Annotated in this window: 12 protein-coding genes; 11 read left to right on the forward strand and 1 reads right to left on the reverse strand. The window is 72.0% G+C overall.

The features are described 5' to 3' along the window. The first annotated feature begins 311 nt into the window (after positions 1-311). The 11 genes from ACFXPK_RS03490 (at position 312) to ACFXPK_RS03540 (ending at position 12,353) form a co-directional block, all read left to right on the forward strand. Positions 312-1,187: a class I SAM-dependent methyltransferase gene (locus tag ACFXPK_RS03490; RefSeq protein WP_385001532.1), complete on the forward strand. Its 876-nt coding sequence runs from the start codon at positions 312-314 to the stop codon at positions 1,185-1,187. After that, complete coding sequence (locus ACFXPK_RS03495) at positions 1,177-1,452, forward strand: acyl carrier protein (protein WP_385071172.1); 276 nt, start codon at positions 1,177-1,179, stop codon at positions 1,450-1,452. Before ACFXPK_RS03490 ends, ACFXPK_RS03495 begins: the two co-directional genes overlap by 11 nt. Further along, on the forward strand, positions 1,449-2,492 hold the full coding sequence (locus ACFXPK_RS03500) for an Inducer of phenazine A (RefSeq protein ID WP_385071175.1): 1,044 nt from the start codon (positions 1,449-1,451) through the stop codon (positions 2,490-2,492). The genes ACFXPK_RS03495 and ACFXPK_RS03500 overlap by 4 nt, the downstream gene beginning before the upstream one ends. 264 nt (positions 2,493-2,756) lie before the next feature. Further along, complete coding sequence (locus ACFXPK_RS03505) at positions 2,757-4,934, forward strand: iron-containing redox enzyme family protein (protein WP_385071178.1); 2,178 nt, start codon at positions 2,757-2,759, stop codon at positions 4,932-4,934. Next, positions 4,931-6,766, forward strand: a complete 1,836-nt coding sequence (locus ACFXPK_RS03510; protein ID WP_385071181.1) for a carbamoyltransferase — start codon at positions 4,931-4,933, stop codon at positions 6,764-6,766. The genes ACFXPK_RS03505 and ACFXPK_RS03510 overlap by 4 nt, the downstream gene beginning before the upstream one ends. Positions 6,767-6,819: 53 nt before the next feature. Then, positions 6,820-6,969, forward strand: coding sequence for a hypothetical protein (locus ACFXPK_RS03515; RefSeq protein WP_385071184.1), 150 nt, complete (start codon positions 6,820-6,822; stop codon positions 6,967-6,969). Continuing rightward, complete coding sequence (locus ACFXPK_RS03520; protein ID WP_385001514.1) at positions 6,969-8,075, forward strand: beta-ketoacyl-ACP synthase III; 1,107 nt, start codon at positions 6,969-6,971, stop codon at positions 8,073-8,075. The genes ACFXPK_RS03515 and ACFXPK_RS03520 overlap by 1 nt, the downstream gene beginning before the upstream one ends. A 9-nt stretch (positions 8,076-8,084) precedes the next feature. Then, positions 8,085-9,155 (forward strand): beta-ketoacyl-ACP synthase 3, encoded by a 1,071-nt coding sequence (locus ACFXPK_RS03525; RefSeq protein ID WP_385071187.1) that lies wholly within the window; start codon positions 8,085-8,087, stop codon positions 9,153-9,155. Next, positions 9,155-9,403 carry a phosphopantetheine-binding protein gene (locus ACFXPK_RS03530; RefSeq protein ID WP_385001508.1) on the forward strand — a complete coding sequence of 83 codons (249 nt, stop codon included), beginning with the start codon at positions 9,155-9,157 and terminating at the stop codon, positions 9,401-9,403. Before ACFXPK_RS03525 ends, ACFXPK_RS03530 begins: the two co-directional genes overlap by 1 nt. A gap of 55 nt (positions 9,404-9,458) precedes the next feature. Continuing rightward, on the forward strand, positions 9,459-10,676 hold the full coding sequence (locus ACFXPK_RS03535; RefSeq protein WP_385071190.1) for an acyl-CoA dehydrogenase family protein: 1,218 nt from the start codon (positions 9,459-9,461) through the stop codon (positions 10,674-10,676). A 279-nt stretch (positions 10,677-10,955) separates the two neighbouring features. Then, on the forward strand, positions 10,956-12,353 hold the full coding sequence (locus ACFXPK_RS03540) for a hypothetical protein (RefSeq protein WP_385071193.1): 1,398 nt from the start codon (positions 10,956-10,958) through the stop codon (positions 12,351-12,353). 42 nt (positions 12,354-12,395) lie between these two features. Here the strand turns inward: ACFXPK_RS03540 and ACFXPK_RS03545 are convergent, their stop codons facing one another. After that, positions 12,396-13,766: a hypothetical protein gene (locus ACFXPK_RS03545; RefSeq protein WP_385071196.1), complete on the reverse strand. Its 1,371-nt coding sequence runs from the start codon at positions 13,764-13,766 to the stop codon at positions 12,396-12,398. Positions 13,767-13,977: the final 211 nt, after the last annotated feature.

Genomic DNA, 13,977 nt, shown 5'->3' on the forward strand with positions numbered 1-13,977 from the left:
CCGTGCGTGCACGGGCGTTCAACGCGTGAACGCTCCGATCATGGGCTCCCTGTTCCCCTGCGCGCTCCGGCCGGTTTGTATGAAGGAGAACGGTGACCCACACGGTCACGGGCATTCCCCGTCTCCATCGGGGAATTGACGCCGCGTTCAGGTGAGCGGCCTCCGCCGCCCTCACGGCCGGGCCCGTACATACGCCGGTACGTAAGACGGCGCGGCGTGCGGAAGAGCCCCGAGGAGTTCTTCCGTACCGCCGACACGCGGTCACCTTCCTTTTCCAGGAGAAGTTTTCCCGACACGGACCAGGAGGTTTCATGAGCAAGGATCTGGAGAGCTACGACACCCTCGCCACCTACAGTTCGGCATCGTCCGACTATTCGGTGGCGGCGGAGGAGTTCTGGGGCTTCATTTCGGACGACACGGTGTCGCAGCTCGATCTGCGACCGGGCGACCGCGTCCTGGACTTCTGCTGCGGGCCGGGGCCCATGACGATCCGGACGGCCGAACGCGTCGGTCCGACCGGCTACGTGGAGAGCGTGGACATCCTGGACGAGATGCTCGACATCACCCGGCGCCGGGCGCGCGAGCGCGGTCTGAGCCAGGTGGCCGTGCGGCACGGCGACATCGACACGCTGCCGACGGGCGATCGTTCCTTCGACGTCGTGAACTGCTCGCTGGGCATCTACTTCGCCAAGGACATGGTCCGGACGCTCGCCGCGTTCTGGTCGTACGTGCGGCCCGGCGGAAAGCTGGCGATCACCACCATCGGCCGTCGGCTCTTCGAACCGGTCCTGCCCGTCTTCTTCGATGCGTGCCGGACCGAACAGCCCGGGATGGGCACGTATCTGCCGTGGATCCGTACCGAGGACCCCGACGTCATGCGCTCCCTGCTGGACGAGGCGGGCGTGCCGGACGCCGTGGTCACCACCCGGGACACCCCGATGCCCCTGGCCACGCCGGCGGCCTGGTGGCCGGTGGTGCACGGCAGCGGGCTGCACAGGCTGGAGACGGAGCTGAGCCCCACCGCCCAGGCCCGGGTCAAGCAGCGGTGCGAGGAATGGATCGCGGAGAACCAGGTCACCGAGGTCAACGTCGGCGCCGTGCGGGCGATCGCCACCAAGGAAGGGGCGCCGAGCGCCCAGCAGCGCCCTGCGGCCCGTTCGGACAAGGGGGAGAACCGTGCTCAGTAGGTCCGAGGTCGAGGCAGTGGCCGTCAAAGCGATCACGGAAGTCCTCGAAGAGGAAGGGGAGACGGCTCCCCGGCTCTCCGGCGATTCCACCCTCACGGGGCTGGGAGTGAGTTCCCTCGTCTTCGCGCGCGTGGCGATCGAATTGGAGGACGAGCTGGGGGTCGACCCCTTCAAGGAGGGCCCCGGGGAAGAAGCGGCCCAGAGGACGGTCGACGACCTGGTCGACACGTATGTGCGCGCCCTGGCGGAATCGGGGCCGCGGTGAAACTCCAACGCTACGAGCTGACACCACAGATGAAGCAGTACGACGACTTCGACAACCGCGGGCACACCCGCTACCTGCCGTATCTGATGTACTTCAATCACGCGGACTACCGCTCGGACGTGCTGAACACCGACCGGTTCGGGTTCCGTTTCACCCATGGCCCCTCCGGCCGCGCGGCGCTCGACGGAGAGGTGGCGCAGGGGCCGGTCCGCCTTTTCGTGGGCAGTTCCGTGGCGCTCGGAATCGGTGCGACGAGCGACGCGACGACGATTCCGTCCTACCTGTGGTCGCGGTACGCGCCGTCCACCCCGTGGCTCAACTTCAGCGGCCGGAGCTACAACTCGGTTCAGGAGCTGATCCTGATGCTGTTGTACCGTCATCTGCTGCCCAGGGTCGAGGAGATCGTCATCCTCTCCGGCGTCAACAACCTCCTGCTCAGCAGGCTCCCCGCCTGGCAGCACGGGGAGCACGGGGCGTTCTTCTACTGCAACGAGTACTTCGAGCACATGGAGCAGTTACGGGCCGGCCACCGCAGGCCGGGCCGGAAGCTGTGGGGCCGCGCCGCCCGTACCCAGGGGCCGGTGCAGCAGCCCACGGAGCCGGCCGAGGTACCGAAGCTCTCGGAGCTGATCTCCCACGCGACCGCCCTCACGGAACGGCACGTGGACGGATGGCGTCAACTGGCCACCGCCACCGGTGCCCGCGTCTCGTACGTGCTGACGCCCCTGGCGCCCTGGGTCAGGCAGGAACCGGCCGAGGAGGAGGCCACCCTCTTCGCCGAACTCGACAGGCTCTCCGGCTTCGGTGTCCCCCTGGACGAGATGTTCGGCGAGATCGCCACCCTGGACGCCGGGCGGCAGTACGCGCGGGCGCTGCGTGAGGTGTGCCGGAAGCAGGACGTGCGGTTCCTGGAGATCGCCCCGCTCATCGCGGAGGCCGCCGGCCCCAAGGACTGGCTCTTCGTCGACCGCGGGCACTTCACGGACGAGGGCAGCGACCTCTTCGCCCGGATCCTGTCGGAGCAGTTCTCCCTCTCCTGAGACCGGAGTCCTCCCCCGCTTCCCCGCCCCCCTTCCCCCTTCTCGATCCCCTTGCCGAAAGGAGGTGTGTTTCCTGTGCGGTTGATCCGCAGGGTCATCGCCGGTCTGCGCCGGCGGAAGACGAAGAAACAGCAGGACGGCTCGATCTACCCGATGTTCTGACCGAAGTTCCGACCGAAGTTCCGACCGATGTTCCGAGCCGTGCGCACGGACGCCGGGCCCCGGCCGACAGGCGACCGGGCACTTCACCGAAGGAGGAGACGGATGTCCGCTCATGTGGCGGAGACACCCCAGGACACGTCGGCGCCGGCGGACGACTCCGCGTACCGGTCGCTCTACCACCGGGCCGCCGACCCTGAAGGGGTCTTCCCCGACGCCTCCTGGTCGCAGGGGATACGGACGGAGATCGGCAGGCTCGGGGGCCGGGCAGGCGCGGCGGAGGACCTGGACGCGCTGCGGTCCCGCGTCACGGCCTGGGCGGACGGGGAGCGGCGGCGGTTCCGCGCGCTGCGGGGCGGGGAGGAGGGGACGGCCGCCGTCCTGTCCGGGCGGGCCGCGCTGGCCTGCGCCCCGCTCGCCGCGCAGGACGGGGCGTGGTTGCAGTGGACGACCTCGCCGGGCAGCGCCGACGATCCTTCCGCGCTGGCCCTCCTGGAGCTGTACGCCTCCGACGTCGGAGTGGGACGCCCTCGCGCGTCCCGTGGCAGCGCCTATGTGTCGGTGCTGCGGGAGGCGGGGCTCGCCGAGTACGCGGTGCCCGCGTCGCGCCTCGCCCTCGACCGCAGGATCGCCGACCGGGACTTCTACCTCCCCGCGATGCTGCTGGCCATGAGCCGTCTTCCCGACGGCTTCCTGCCGGAGATCCTCGGCGCCGATCTCTGTCTGCGCGCGGTGGGTACCCTGCCGCCCCTCGTGACGGTGGGGCCGCCCTCCCCCGGCACCGCCCACGCGCCGCAGCCTGCGGCCGCCGCGGAGGAGACCGCCGGAGCCGGCCACCGCTGGGACACGGTCCGCGCCTGTCTGGACTCCGGCGGGCGGCGGTCCGAGCGGATGGCCGAGGGGTTCTCCTGGGCCTGGGGCGCGCTGCGGCGCTGGAGCGACGACCTGTACGCGGACCTCAGGTGCGCCCGGGACCCCGCGTACGCGATGGCCGAACTGCTAAGGGCGCGGGCCCGGGAGGGCTCCGCGTACCACCACCGCTACCGCCTCGCCGGGCGCTCCCTGTCCGGCTGGCTGCGGGAGTGCCGCCGTGACCCGGCGGAGTTCCTGAACGCGCTGGCCGCGAGCGATCTGGTACGGCCCGGCCGTTCGGGGGCGAGCCGCCTCGTCAACGGGCTGGTGCTCCAGCGGGGGCCGATGTTCCGGGTCTTCTCACCGGAGGACCTGACGGTGATACGCCGCTGGATCGACTCCCTCCCGGCCGAGGGCGACCCGTCCTCGGCCGGGCCGTCGGCGGCCCCCGCCCCGTCCTGTCCGATGCCGCCGACGCTGCGGCCCCGGGGGGAGCCGCTCACCGCAGCGGGGCGGGCCCCGACGGATCTCCGGTCCGCCTACCGCCTGTTGCAGCACCGACCGCAGACCCCCGCGCTGCGGCGGTACTCCACCGACTATCTGCGTGCCTGGCTCGCCCGCGCGCGCCACGGCATCGACCGGGACCCGCGGGCGCTGCCCCCGGTGTGGCCGGCGGAGGGGCTGCGTCCCTGGCTGCTGACCCAGCACGACCGGCACAACAGCGACTGGGAGTCGAGCCGCGACACCCCGCTGCCGACCCGGGAGGAGCTGATCGACTCGACCGTGCAGCTCGCGCCGCTGACCCTGATCGACGGTGCCTGGCTCCAGGGGTTCACCGACTACGAGCTGGCGTCGTCGGAGCACGGGTACTTCCTGTTCGAAACGTACTGGGACGAGCTGGGCAACGGTGTTCCGGGCCTGAACCATCCCCTGATCTACCGTCAGGTGCTCGCCGGAATGGGCGTCGAGCTGCCGCCGACGGCCTCGGAGGAGTTCGCCCGGTGGCCGGGGTTCGAGGAGCGTTCCTTCGCCCTGCCGGTGTACTGGCTCTGCATCGGACGGTATCCGCAGTCGTTCCTGCCCGAGGTTCTCGGCCTCAATCTGGCCATGGAGCTGTCCGGTGTGGGAGGGGGATACCGGAGGGCGCACACGGCGCTGCGGAAGTACGGCTTCAGCACCCGCTTCGTCGACATCCACAACACCATCGACAATGTCGCCACCGGCCACTCCGCGTGGGCCGCCGACGCGGTCGACGCCTTCATGGCCTCGGTCCTGAAGACACATGGGACCGAGGCGCGAACCGCCGCCTGGCAGCGGGTCCGCACCGGGTACCGGTCACTGGACCCGCCGGACGGGTGGGGGGCCCGGTGGGCCGCTCTGCGGGCGCGCGGGCCGGGCCTGCGGCGCCTCGGCGAGGCGGGTGCGTCATGACCGACCTGATCCTGGGCATCTCGGCGTTCTACCACGACAGCGCCGCCGCCCTGGTGGCCGACGGCGTGCCGGTGGCCGCGGCGCAGGAGGAGCGCTTCACCCGCCGCAGGCACGATCCGTCCTTCCCCGCCCACGCGGTCCGCTTCTGCCTGCGCGAGGCGGGCGCCGGTCTCGGCGACGTCTCGGCGGTCGCGTACTACGAGGATCCGGTGCAGAAGTTCCGGCGGGTCATGGCGACCTTCGTGGGTACGGCACCGTACGGGTACCCGGTCTTCCGGGACCGGCTGCCCGAGTGGTCCACATGGCGGCTGCGCGCCGCCCGCACGGTGCGCGAGCGGCTGGCCGCGCTCGACACGGGCCCCGTACCGGATGTCGAGTGCCAGGAGCACCACGCGTCGCACGCGGCGTCCGCGTTCCTGCCCAGCCCCTACGCGTCCGCGGCCGTGCTCTCCGTGGACGGGGTCGGCGACTGGGCCACCACGACCATCTGGCACGGACGGGGCACCGACCTGAGCAAGCGGGCGGAGATCCGGTTCCCGCACTCGCTGGGCCTGCTGTACTCGGCGTTCACCTACTTCTGCGGTTTCAAGGTGGACTCGGGCGAGTACAAGCTGATGGGCCTCGCCCCGTACGGGACACCGCGCTACGCCGATGTCATCCGGAACGAACTCATCGACATCAAACCGGACGGGTCGTTCCGGCTGAACCTGCGCAACTTCGCCTATCTGCACGGGCGGACGATGACCGGCCGCGGCTTCGAGAAGCTGTTCGGCGGGGAGCGCAGGCTGCCGGAGCAGCCGCTCACCCGGCGCGAGTTCGACCTCGCCGCGTCCGTCCAGGAGGTCGTGGAGCAGGTGCTGCTCAGGCTGGCCAGGACCAGCCGGGACCTCACCGGCGAGCGGAACCTCTGCCTCGCCGGTGGCGTCGCCCTCAACTGCGTGGCCAACGGGAAGATCTCCCGCGCGGGGACCTTCGACAGCATGTGGGTCCAGCCGGCCGCGGGGGACGCCGGCGGCGCACTGGGCGCGGCCCTGTCCGCCGCCGCCCGGCGCGGCGCGCCGCGCGCCCACCCGGGGAGCGGAGCCGACGCCATGTCGGGCGCGCTGCTCGGTCCTGCCTTCGACGACGAGGAGATCGGCGCGTATCTCGACCGCCACGCCATCCCCTACAGCCGCCCCGGCCGGGACGCGCTCGTGAAGGAGGTGGCCGCCGCCCTGGCGGACGGGAAGGTGGTGGGCTGGTTCCAGGGCCGGATGGAGTTCGGCCCGCGCGCGCTGGGCTCGCGCTCGATCCTCGGTGATCCGCGGGACCCGGACATGCAGTCCACCATGAACCTCAAGATCAAATTCAGGGAGTCCTTCCGCCCGTTCGCTCCCGCCGTGCTCGCCTCCGACGCGGGGGACTACTTCGACCTGCGCCAGGACAGCCCGTACATGCTCCTGGTGGCCGGGATCGCGCCGGAGCAGCGGGTGGCGGCGCCCGGCGCCGCCGAGGTGAGCGGGCTCGATCTGCTCCGGGTGCCCCGGTCGACCCTTCCCGCGGTCACCCATGTCGACTCGTCCGCACGCGTGCAGACCGTCGACGAGGACTCCCAGCCGCTCTTCCACGACCTGCTCACGGCCTTCCGCCGGCAGACGGGCTGCCCGGTCCTGATCAACACCTCCTTCAACGTGCGCGGCGAACCGATCGTGCACACACCGCGGGAGGCGTACGCGTGCTTCATGCGCACCGGCATCGATCTGCTCGCGCTCGGCGGACACCTGCTGCGCAAGGACGGGCAGCCGGCCTGGCGGGAGACCGCGGACTGGCGTGAGGAGATCCCCCTGGACTGATCGGGACCGCTCCCCCGCACGCACTGTTCCCTTCGACGGAGAGGTCGACGCCCATGCGCACGATGTCGCTGTGGCTGCTGTACTTCCTGGTGTTCTCACCGCTGAGCCGGCTGTTCCGGCTGTTCCGCGATCCGCTGCGCCGTGGCTGGGACCCTTCGGCGGACCACTACTGGCACTTCCACCGGCCGCCGGGGAGGGAGTGATGAAGGAGGATGCGACGCGGCGCCCGGCGCCCGCGAGGACCGGCGCGGGCCGTGACGGCGACCGCGGCGGCGGGGCCCGGGTGCCCGCGCCGGTGATCTGCGGCATCGGGCACTGGCTGCCCCCGACGGTGCTCGCCAACGAGGCGCTGGGCCGGCGGGTGGGCGCCTCCCCGGAGTGGCTGAGGAGCCGTACCGGTGTGGTCCGCCGCCATGTGGCCGCGCCGGACACGGCGACCTCGGACATGGCGGTGGAGGCGGGCCGACGCGCGATGCGGTCCGCCGGAACCGACCGGGTCGACGCGGTGCTGGTCGCCACGGTGACCCCGGACCGGATCTGCCCGCCGACGGCTCCCGAGGTCGCCGCCCGGCTGGGACAGCCGCAGATCGCGGCGTTCGACGTGGGCGCGGCGTGCAGCGGTTTCCTGTACGGGCTCGCGGTCGCCGGCGGTCTGATCGCGGCGCGCACCGCGCGGCGGGTCCTGGTGGTCGGGGCGGAGACGATGACGTCCCTGGTCGATCCCCGGGACCCGGCCACCTCGGCCATCTTCGCCGACGGCGCCGGGGCCGCGGTGGTGCGGGCCGGTGACCCGGACGAGCCGGGCGCCGTAGGACCGGTGGTCCTCGGCAGTGACGGCTCCTGCGCCGACCTGATCGAAGTGGCCGCGGGCGGGTCCCGGCAGCCGCTGTCGGCCGACGGCGCGGGCGCGGACGACGAGGACCGGTATCTCTCGATGTCGGGGCCCGATGTGTTCCGCCGGGCTGTGGCGCGTATGGCCGCCGTGTCACGCGGCGCCGCCGAGGCGAGCGGCTGGGACCTCGCGGACGTGGACCGGGTCGTGGCCCATCAGGCCAACGCGCACATCCTGGCCGCGGTCGGCCGCAAACTCGGCGTTCCCCCCGGCCGGATGGCGAACAACATCGGTCATGTGGGGAACACGTCCGCCGCGTCCATCCCGATCCTGCTGTCCCAGGACTCGGCCGACGGCCGGCTCAAGCCCGGTGACCGGGTCCTGGCCACCGCGTTCGGCGCCGGGCTGACCTGGGCGGCCACCACGTTCGTGTGGCCGGAGCTGCCGGGCGTGCCCGAACCCTTCCCCCTTTCGTGAGGAGTTGTCATGCCGACGCCTGCCGCCGTGCTGTGCGGTCTGGGCACCAGCCTTCCCGCCCGTTCCGTCTCCAACAGCCGTCTCATCGCGGAGAACGACCTCGACTCGGACGAGCGGTGGATCCTTGAGCGTACGGGGATCGCCGCCCGGCGCCTCGCCGACTCCCGTACCAGTACCGGCGATCTGGCCGAGGCCGCGGGGCGCGCGGCGCTGGACTCGGCGGCGGAGCTGGCGGGGGCCCCGGTCCGCCCGGACATCGTCCTGCTCGCCACGACCACACCCGACCACCGCTGTCCGGCGACCGCCCCCGAGGTCGCCCACCGCCTCGGACTGTCCGGGGTACCGGCCCTGGACCTGTCCGCCGCGTGCGCCGGATTCGTGTACGCGACGGCCTGCGCGCAGGCTCTGGTGACAGCCGGTCTCTATGTCCGCCCGCTGGTCATCGGCTCGGAGACGTACAGCACCACCCTGATCGACCCGCACGACCGCGACACCGCGATCCTGTTCGGCGACGGGGCCGGTGCCGTCCTCGTACGGGCCGGGACGTCCGAGGAGCCCGGTGCGCTGCTCGCGCAGGACCTCGGCAGCGACGGCGGCCACGCCGGCCTCATCCAGGTCCCGGCGGGCGGCTCGCGGCGGCCCCGCGGCGCCGCCGGCACCGGGCCGCACGACGACTACTTCCGGATGAACGGGCGGGCGGTGTACGCCCACGCGGTCCGCCGTATGACCGACTCGGCGCGCGACGTGCTGCGCGGCACGGGCTGGGGCCCGGACGACGTGGAGTCCTTCATCAGCCATCAGGCCAACCAGCGCATCATCGACGCCGTCGGCGACCGCCTCGGCATCCCGTCCTCCAGGCGGCACGGAAATCTGCGGGACCTGGGCAACACCGCCGCCGCCTCCATTCCGCTGGCGCTCGCCGACACCGCGGCGCGCCGGCGCGTCGCCCCCGGGGCGCGCACCCTGATCACCGGCTTCGGCGGAGGTCTCGCCTGGGGTGCTCACACCCTGCGCTTCCCCGAGGCCCGCCCCCGCTCGTACGCCCCGCACACCCACCACGACACGGACGAGGCACCCTGATGACGACCGACACCCGTTACGAACATCTGACCGACCGGCTCGTGCACAAGTTCCATGTCGACCCCGCCGGGATACGCCCGGAGGCGAGCCTGTCCGATCTGGACCTGGACTCGCTGGCCGTGGTCGAGCTGACGATGACCCTCCAGGACGACTGGGGCATCAGCCTCGACGACGCCGAGACACCGCCCGGCACGACCCTGTCCCAACTCCTGGTCATGGCAGGTGGGGCGCCGCCGCTGACCCCGTGAAGGCCCCGTGGCGACAGTCGGTTCCGTCAGCGCGTACCCCGACAGGAAGACGATCATGACCATCGTTTCGAACACCCCCATGCCCCTCGCGGCCGAGGAACAGACCGATCTCGGCATTCAGTTGGCCTTCGGGACGGCGAGCCGCCCCGTCACGGATTTCAGGGAACGCGTACGGACGCTCATCGACGACCGGGTGTCCCCGCTGCTTCCGGCCGCCGAACGGGAAAGGCGCTTCCCCCGCGAGGCGGTCGCCGCCTTCGGATCCGCCGGACTCTTCCACGAACGGTGGTCCGGCGGCATACACGGCGATCTCGGCCGGTCGGTCGTCCTGTCGGAGGAGTTGGGACGGGCCGGGCTCGGCGGGATCGGTATCGGGGTGGGCCTCCATCTGGAGGCCGCGACATCCCTTCTGCGCGGCTTCGGCACCGGCCCGTACGCCGAGGCGGTGCTCGGTCTGGCGCTGGCGGGCGAGAGCGTGTGCTGCGTCGCGACGTCCGAACAGCGCGTCGGCTCCGATCTGTCCGCCGTGGAGACGGAACTGACCAGGGAGGGGGATCACTGGCGGGTCCGCGGCGACAAGTGGTTCGTCTCGCCCGGCGCGGCGGCCGACTTCGCGCTCGTGCTGTGCCGCGGCGATCAGGGTCCGGCGATCGTGATCGTGCCCCGCAGCGGTCTGACCCCCGTGAAGCGCTGGACGACCACCGGGATGCGGAGTCTGGAGACCGTACGGCTCCGTGTCGACGCCCGCGTCACCGACGACGCCGTGCTGGTGCCGCCGGGGTCCGGGCTGGCCGCCGTGGGCCAGGGGCTCATGTACGAGCGGCTCGCCCTGGCGGCCCAGGTGCTGGGGGCGCTGGACCTCGCGTCGGTCCTGGCCATCACGCATCTGAAGCGCAGGAAGCAGTTCGGCTCCCCCCTCTACCGCCACCAGGCGCTCCGGCTGCGCGTCGCGGACCTCCGCGCCCGGATCCTCGTCGCACGCAGGGGGCTGTACGCCACGGTGGCGGAGATCTCCGCCGGGGGCGCGGCGTCGCTGTCCGAGATGGCCGCCCTGAAGGTGACCGTGGCCCGCCTCGGGGAGCGGGTGACGAGCGAGTGCGCGCACATCTTCGGGGGACGCGGCTACGTCGAGGACCAGAACCCGATGGAGCGTCTGTGGCGGGACCTCAAGGTGAACCGACTCGGCGGCGGCAGCGACGAGATGATGTGGGAACTGGTGGCCGCCGGTTTCCGCCCCGACCACCGGCTCTACGACCGCTGGGTCACGGGCTGACCGGCCCGGCGGCCAGGGTCTTCGTGTCCTGATACGGCACCGGGCCGGGCCGGTGCCGCGTGACGACGGCGGTTCCGAGCCCCAAATCGAAGGAAAATCCCTGTATCACGGGCTTTCCGGCGGATGTCAGCGACGGGATGATGGCAAGGGGAACAAGCGGGACGGATTCTTCCGGTGCCCGCCGGCACATCCTCGAACCTGCTTCAGCGATCGCTGCGCGCACGCACCGGAGCCACGCCGGCCACGGCGACGTGCACCTCATGTCGAGGAGACCCGGCCGTGGTACGTCGCCAACCCAACCGCGAACTCGCCCAGTTGCTCACCGAAGCCGAGTGGAGCGCCGCGGATCTGGCCAGATCCGTCAACGCGCTGGGAAAGGCCCAGGGCATGACCCTCCGGTACGACCGCACCTCGATCGCGCACTGGCTGACCGGCTCCCGCCCCCGGCCGCCCGTCCCCGATCTGGTCGCGTCGGCCTTCAGCCGCCGTGTCGAGCGTCTGGTCACCGCCGGGGAGACCGGCCTCACCAGCCCCGGGCACACCACGGACGAGGTGTCGCTCCCGTCCACCGCCGCGACGGAGGACGCCGCCGACCGGCTGACCATCCTGGCCCGTACCGACACCGACCCGGCCCGCCGTTCCCAACTCACCGTCTCCGCCTACAGCCTGAGCGCCATAGACTCGCCCGCCTGGAATCCCGGAAGGCCGGCTCCCCGGCGCCCCCGGTCCGCGAGCGGCCGGGTCTCCGCCGAAGAGGTCCAGGCCCTGCGGGAGATGTGCCAGGTGTTCACGGACCTCATGGAGCGGCACGGCGGCGCGCACGCCCGCTCCGCGCTGGCCTCCTACCTCGCCGACGACACCGGCCGGCTGCTGGCCGCCCCCGCCGAACCCTCGCTGCGGCGGGAGTTGTTCGTATCGGCCGCCCAACTCACCCATGTCCTGGCCCGTATGACCATGGACGCCGGATACCCGGGCCTGGCCCAGGGCTACTTCACCACGGCGCTCGACCTCGCCTCGGAGGCCGGGGACCGCCGTACGTACGCGATCACCCTGCGCGCCATGAGTCTCCAGGCCCTCCATCTGGGGTTCCACGAGAAGGCGTCGCAGCTCGCCGACACCGCGGTGGACGCCGCAGGACCGTCCGCCGACCCGGCCACGCTCTCCTTCCTGCTGAGCCAGCGGGCGGTCACCCACGCCCACACACGGCAGCGCCGCAGCGCGGTCGGCGACCTCGCGGCCGCGGAGAGCCAGCACGGCCGTGCGACGCGGCAGGCCGGCCCCTTCGACTCGTATCCCCGGGCCGGGCTCGACTATCAGCGCGGTCAGGCCCTGCTGGCCCTCGGGGAACCGGAACAGGCCGCGCGGTCCCTCGCCTCCTCCGCCGCGGCCCGCGGCGACGACCGGCGCCGAGCCGGCGCCCTGACCCACGCCCGGCTCGCCGCGACGCTGCTGCCCCTGCACCGGCTGGAGGAGTCGTGCGTCCACTGGAACGTCTTCCTCGACCATTACCCGAGCCTGCACCTGGTCCCGGCGGACGATGCCCTGATGTATCTGAGCAGGTCCTTGTACCGGTACCGCAACCAGAGCAACGCCGCGGCGGTCCTCCGCCGCGCACGCTCCGTCACCCGTGCGGGCCCGGCCCCCTCGAAGGGCCGCCGGACCGGACCCGCGCGCTGACGGCCTCTCACGGGCAGAGGGCTCGCTCCACGTCCCGGCGGGTCAGTTGACGGCGAGGACCGCCGTGTTGTTCGTGAGGTCCGGGTCGAAGGTGAAGGGGTACTGGCCGAACTCACCGTAGGCGGGGTGGATGCTCACGGCCCCGGTCGCGCCGGGCACCACGGTGTCGACGCGCACGGAGAACGCGAACGTGCGCCGGGTGTCCTCCAGCACCCAGTACGGGAGGTCGCAGTCGTAGCGCGGGGCGCCCGTCTGCCTCGGGTGGTAGCCACCGTCGAGGGTGCGCGCGGAGCAGCCGTCCGGCACGCCGGTGACCGTGGCGCCCTCGGGCACGATCAGCCGGGCCACGGCGACCGGGTCGCCGGAGCCGAGGTTGCCGAGCCAGGCCGGGCCGTTGTTCTTGAACGTCACCTCGGCGGTGACGGTCTCGCCCGCCGCGCCGGAGACGGTGTCCCCGGTCACGGAGAAGTCCGCGGTGTTCTCCGCGGCGATCTGGAAGGTCCTGTAGTCGTTCTGGGTGTCGATGTCCTCGACACCGCCGCCCGGCTCGACGCCGATGTCCAGCCGCTCGTTCAGCGCGTGCGGGGCGAGCCGCACGGTCATCGGCTCGGGCAGTTCGAAGGAGTCGCCCGGCGCCAGCACCTGGTCGAACGTGCAGACCGCCCTGGTCAACGGCGCGTAGTCGTCGTCTTCCGGCGCGGTGTAGTCGCACTCGTCGTACCGGGTGAGATCGGTCAGACCGTACGTGGCGTACAGGTGGGCGGTGAACCCGTCCGCGCTCATGTCGCCGTTGTTGGTGACCTTGAACGGGATCGTCCGCTCGTCGCCGGGCCTGCCGCCCTCGATGTCGGCGGCGGGGGCGATGGCGAGGTCCGGTCCGGAGGCGACGGTGACCGTGGTGTCGAAGCTGTCGCGCGGCGCGGTGAGCGTGCCGTCGGGCCCGCCGGTGGCCGTCGCCTCGTAGGTGATCCTGCCCCGCGCGCCGGCCGTGGCGCCGTCGGCCGCGCGCACCGTCAGGAACACCTGTTCCTTGTAGTCGCGTCCGATCACGGGCACCACGGGGATGTCGCAGACCGCGCGCGTGCCGCTCGGTGCGCAGTTGTCGGGCCAGGTCACCTCGGCGATCCCGGTGAGGCCGGAGATGTCGACGCTGAGCCTGGCGTCGGTCACCGTGAAGTTGTCGTTGTCGTGGTAGACGCCGATACCGAGGGTGCGGGACTGCGGCTGACCGCCGTCGATGCCGAGCGGCAGGGCCGGCTCGTACGGCGGGTTGATCCACAACTGGTCGGTCTGCAGCGGGTCGTCGGCGGCGAACGCGGGCGCGGCGAGACCGGCGGTCAGCAGACCGGCCGCCAGCGCCGCGGCGGCGCCGGATCTGAGACGAACCGGGCGTCCAGCAGAGAACAGTCTCATTGCTACCCCCCAAGGGTGTGGTGTCACGACTGACGCACCGGCAACCCCGGCGCGCCGGAAGGATCATCACACGGCAAGGGGCGTACTGTGCCTCTGTTTTCGGGCCCGACAGGGCCCCGCCGGGCCCGGTCGGGGGTAGACGATCTCGGATACCCGGGGCCCCGGTGGCTTTGTCGGGTGTCTTTGATACGTTTACGGCCAAAAAATCGGG

The sequence above is a fragment of the Streptomyces sp. NPDC059142 genome (genome assembly GCF_042755665.1).
In the GTDB taxonomy this organism is placed as follows: Bacteria; Actinomycetota; Actinomycetes; order Streptomycetales; family Streptomycetaceae; genus Streptomyces.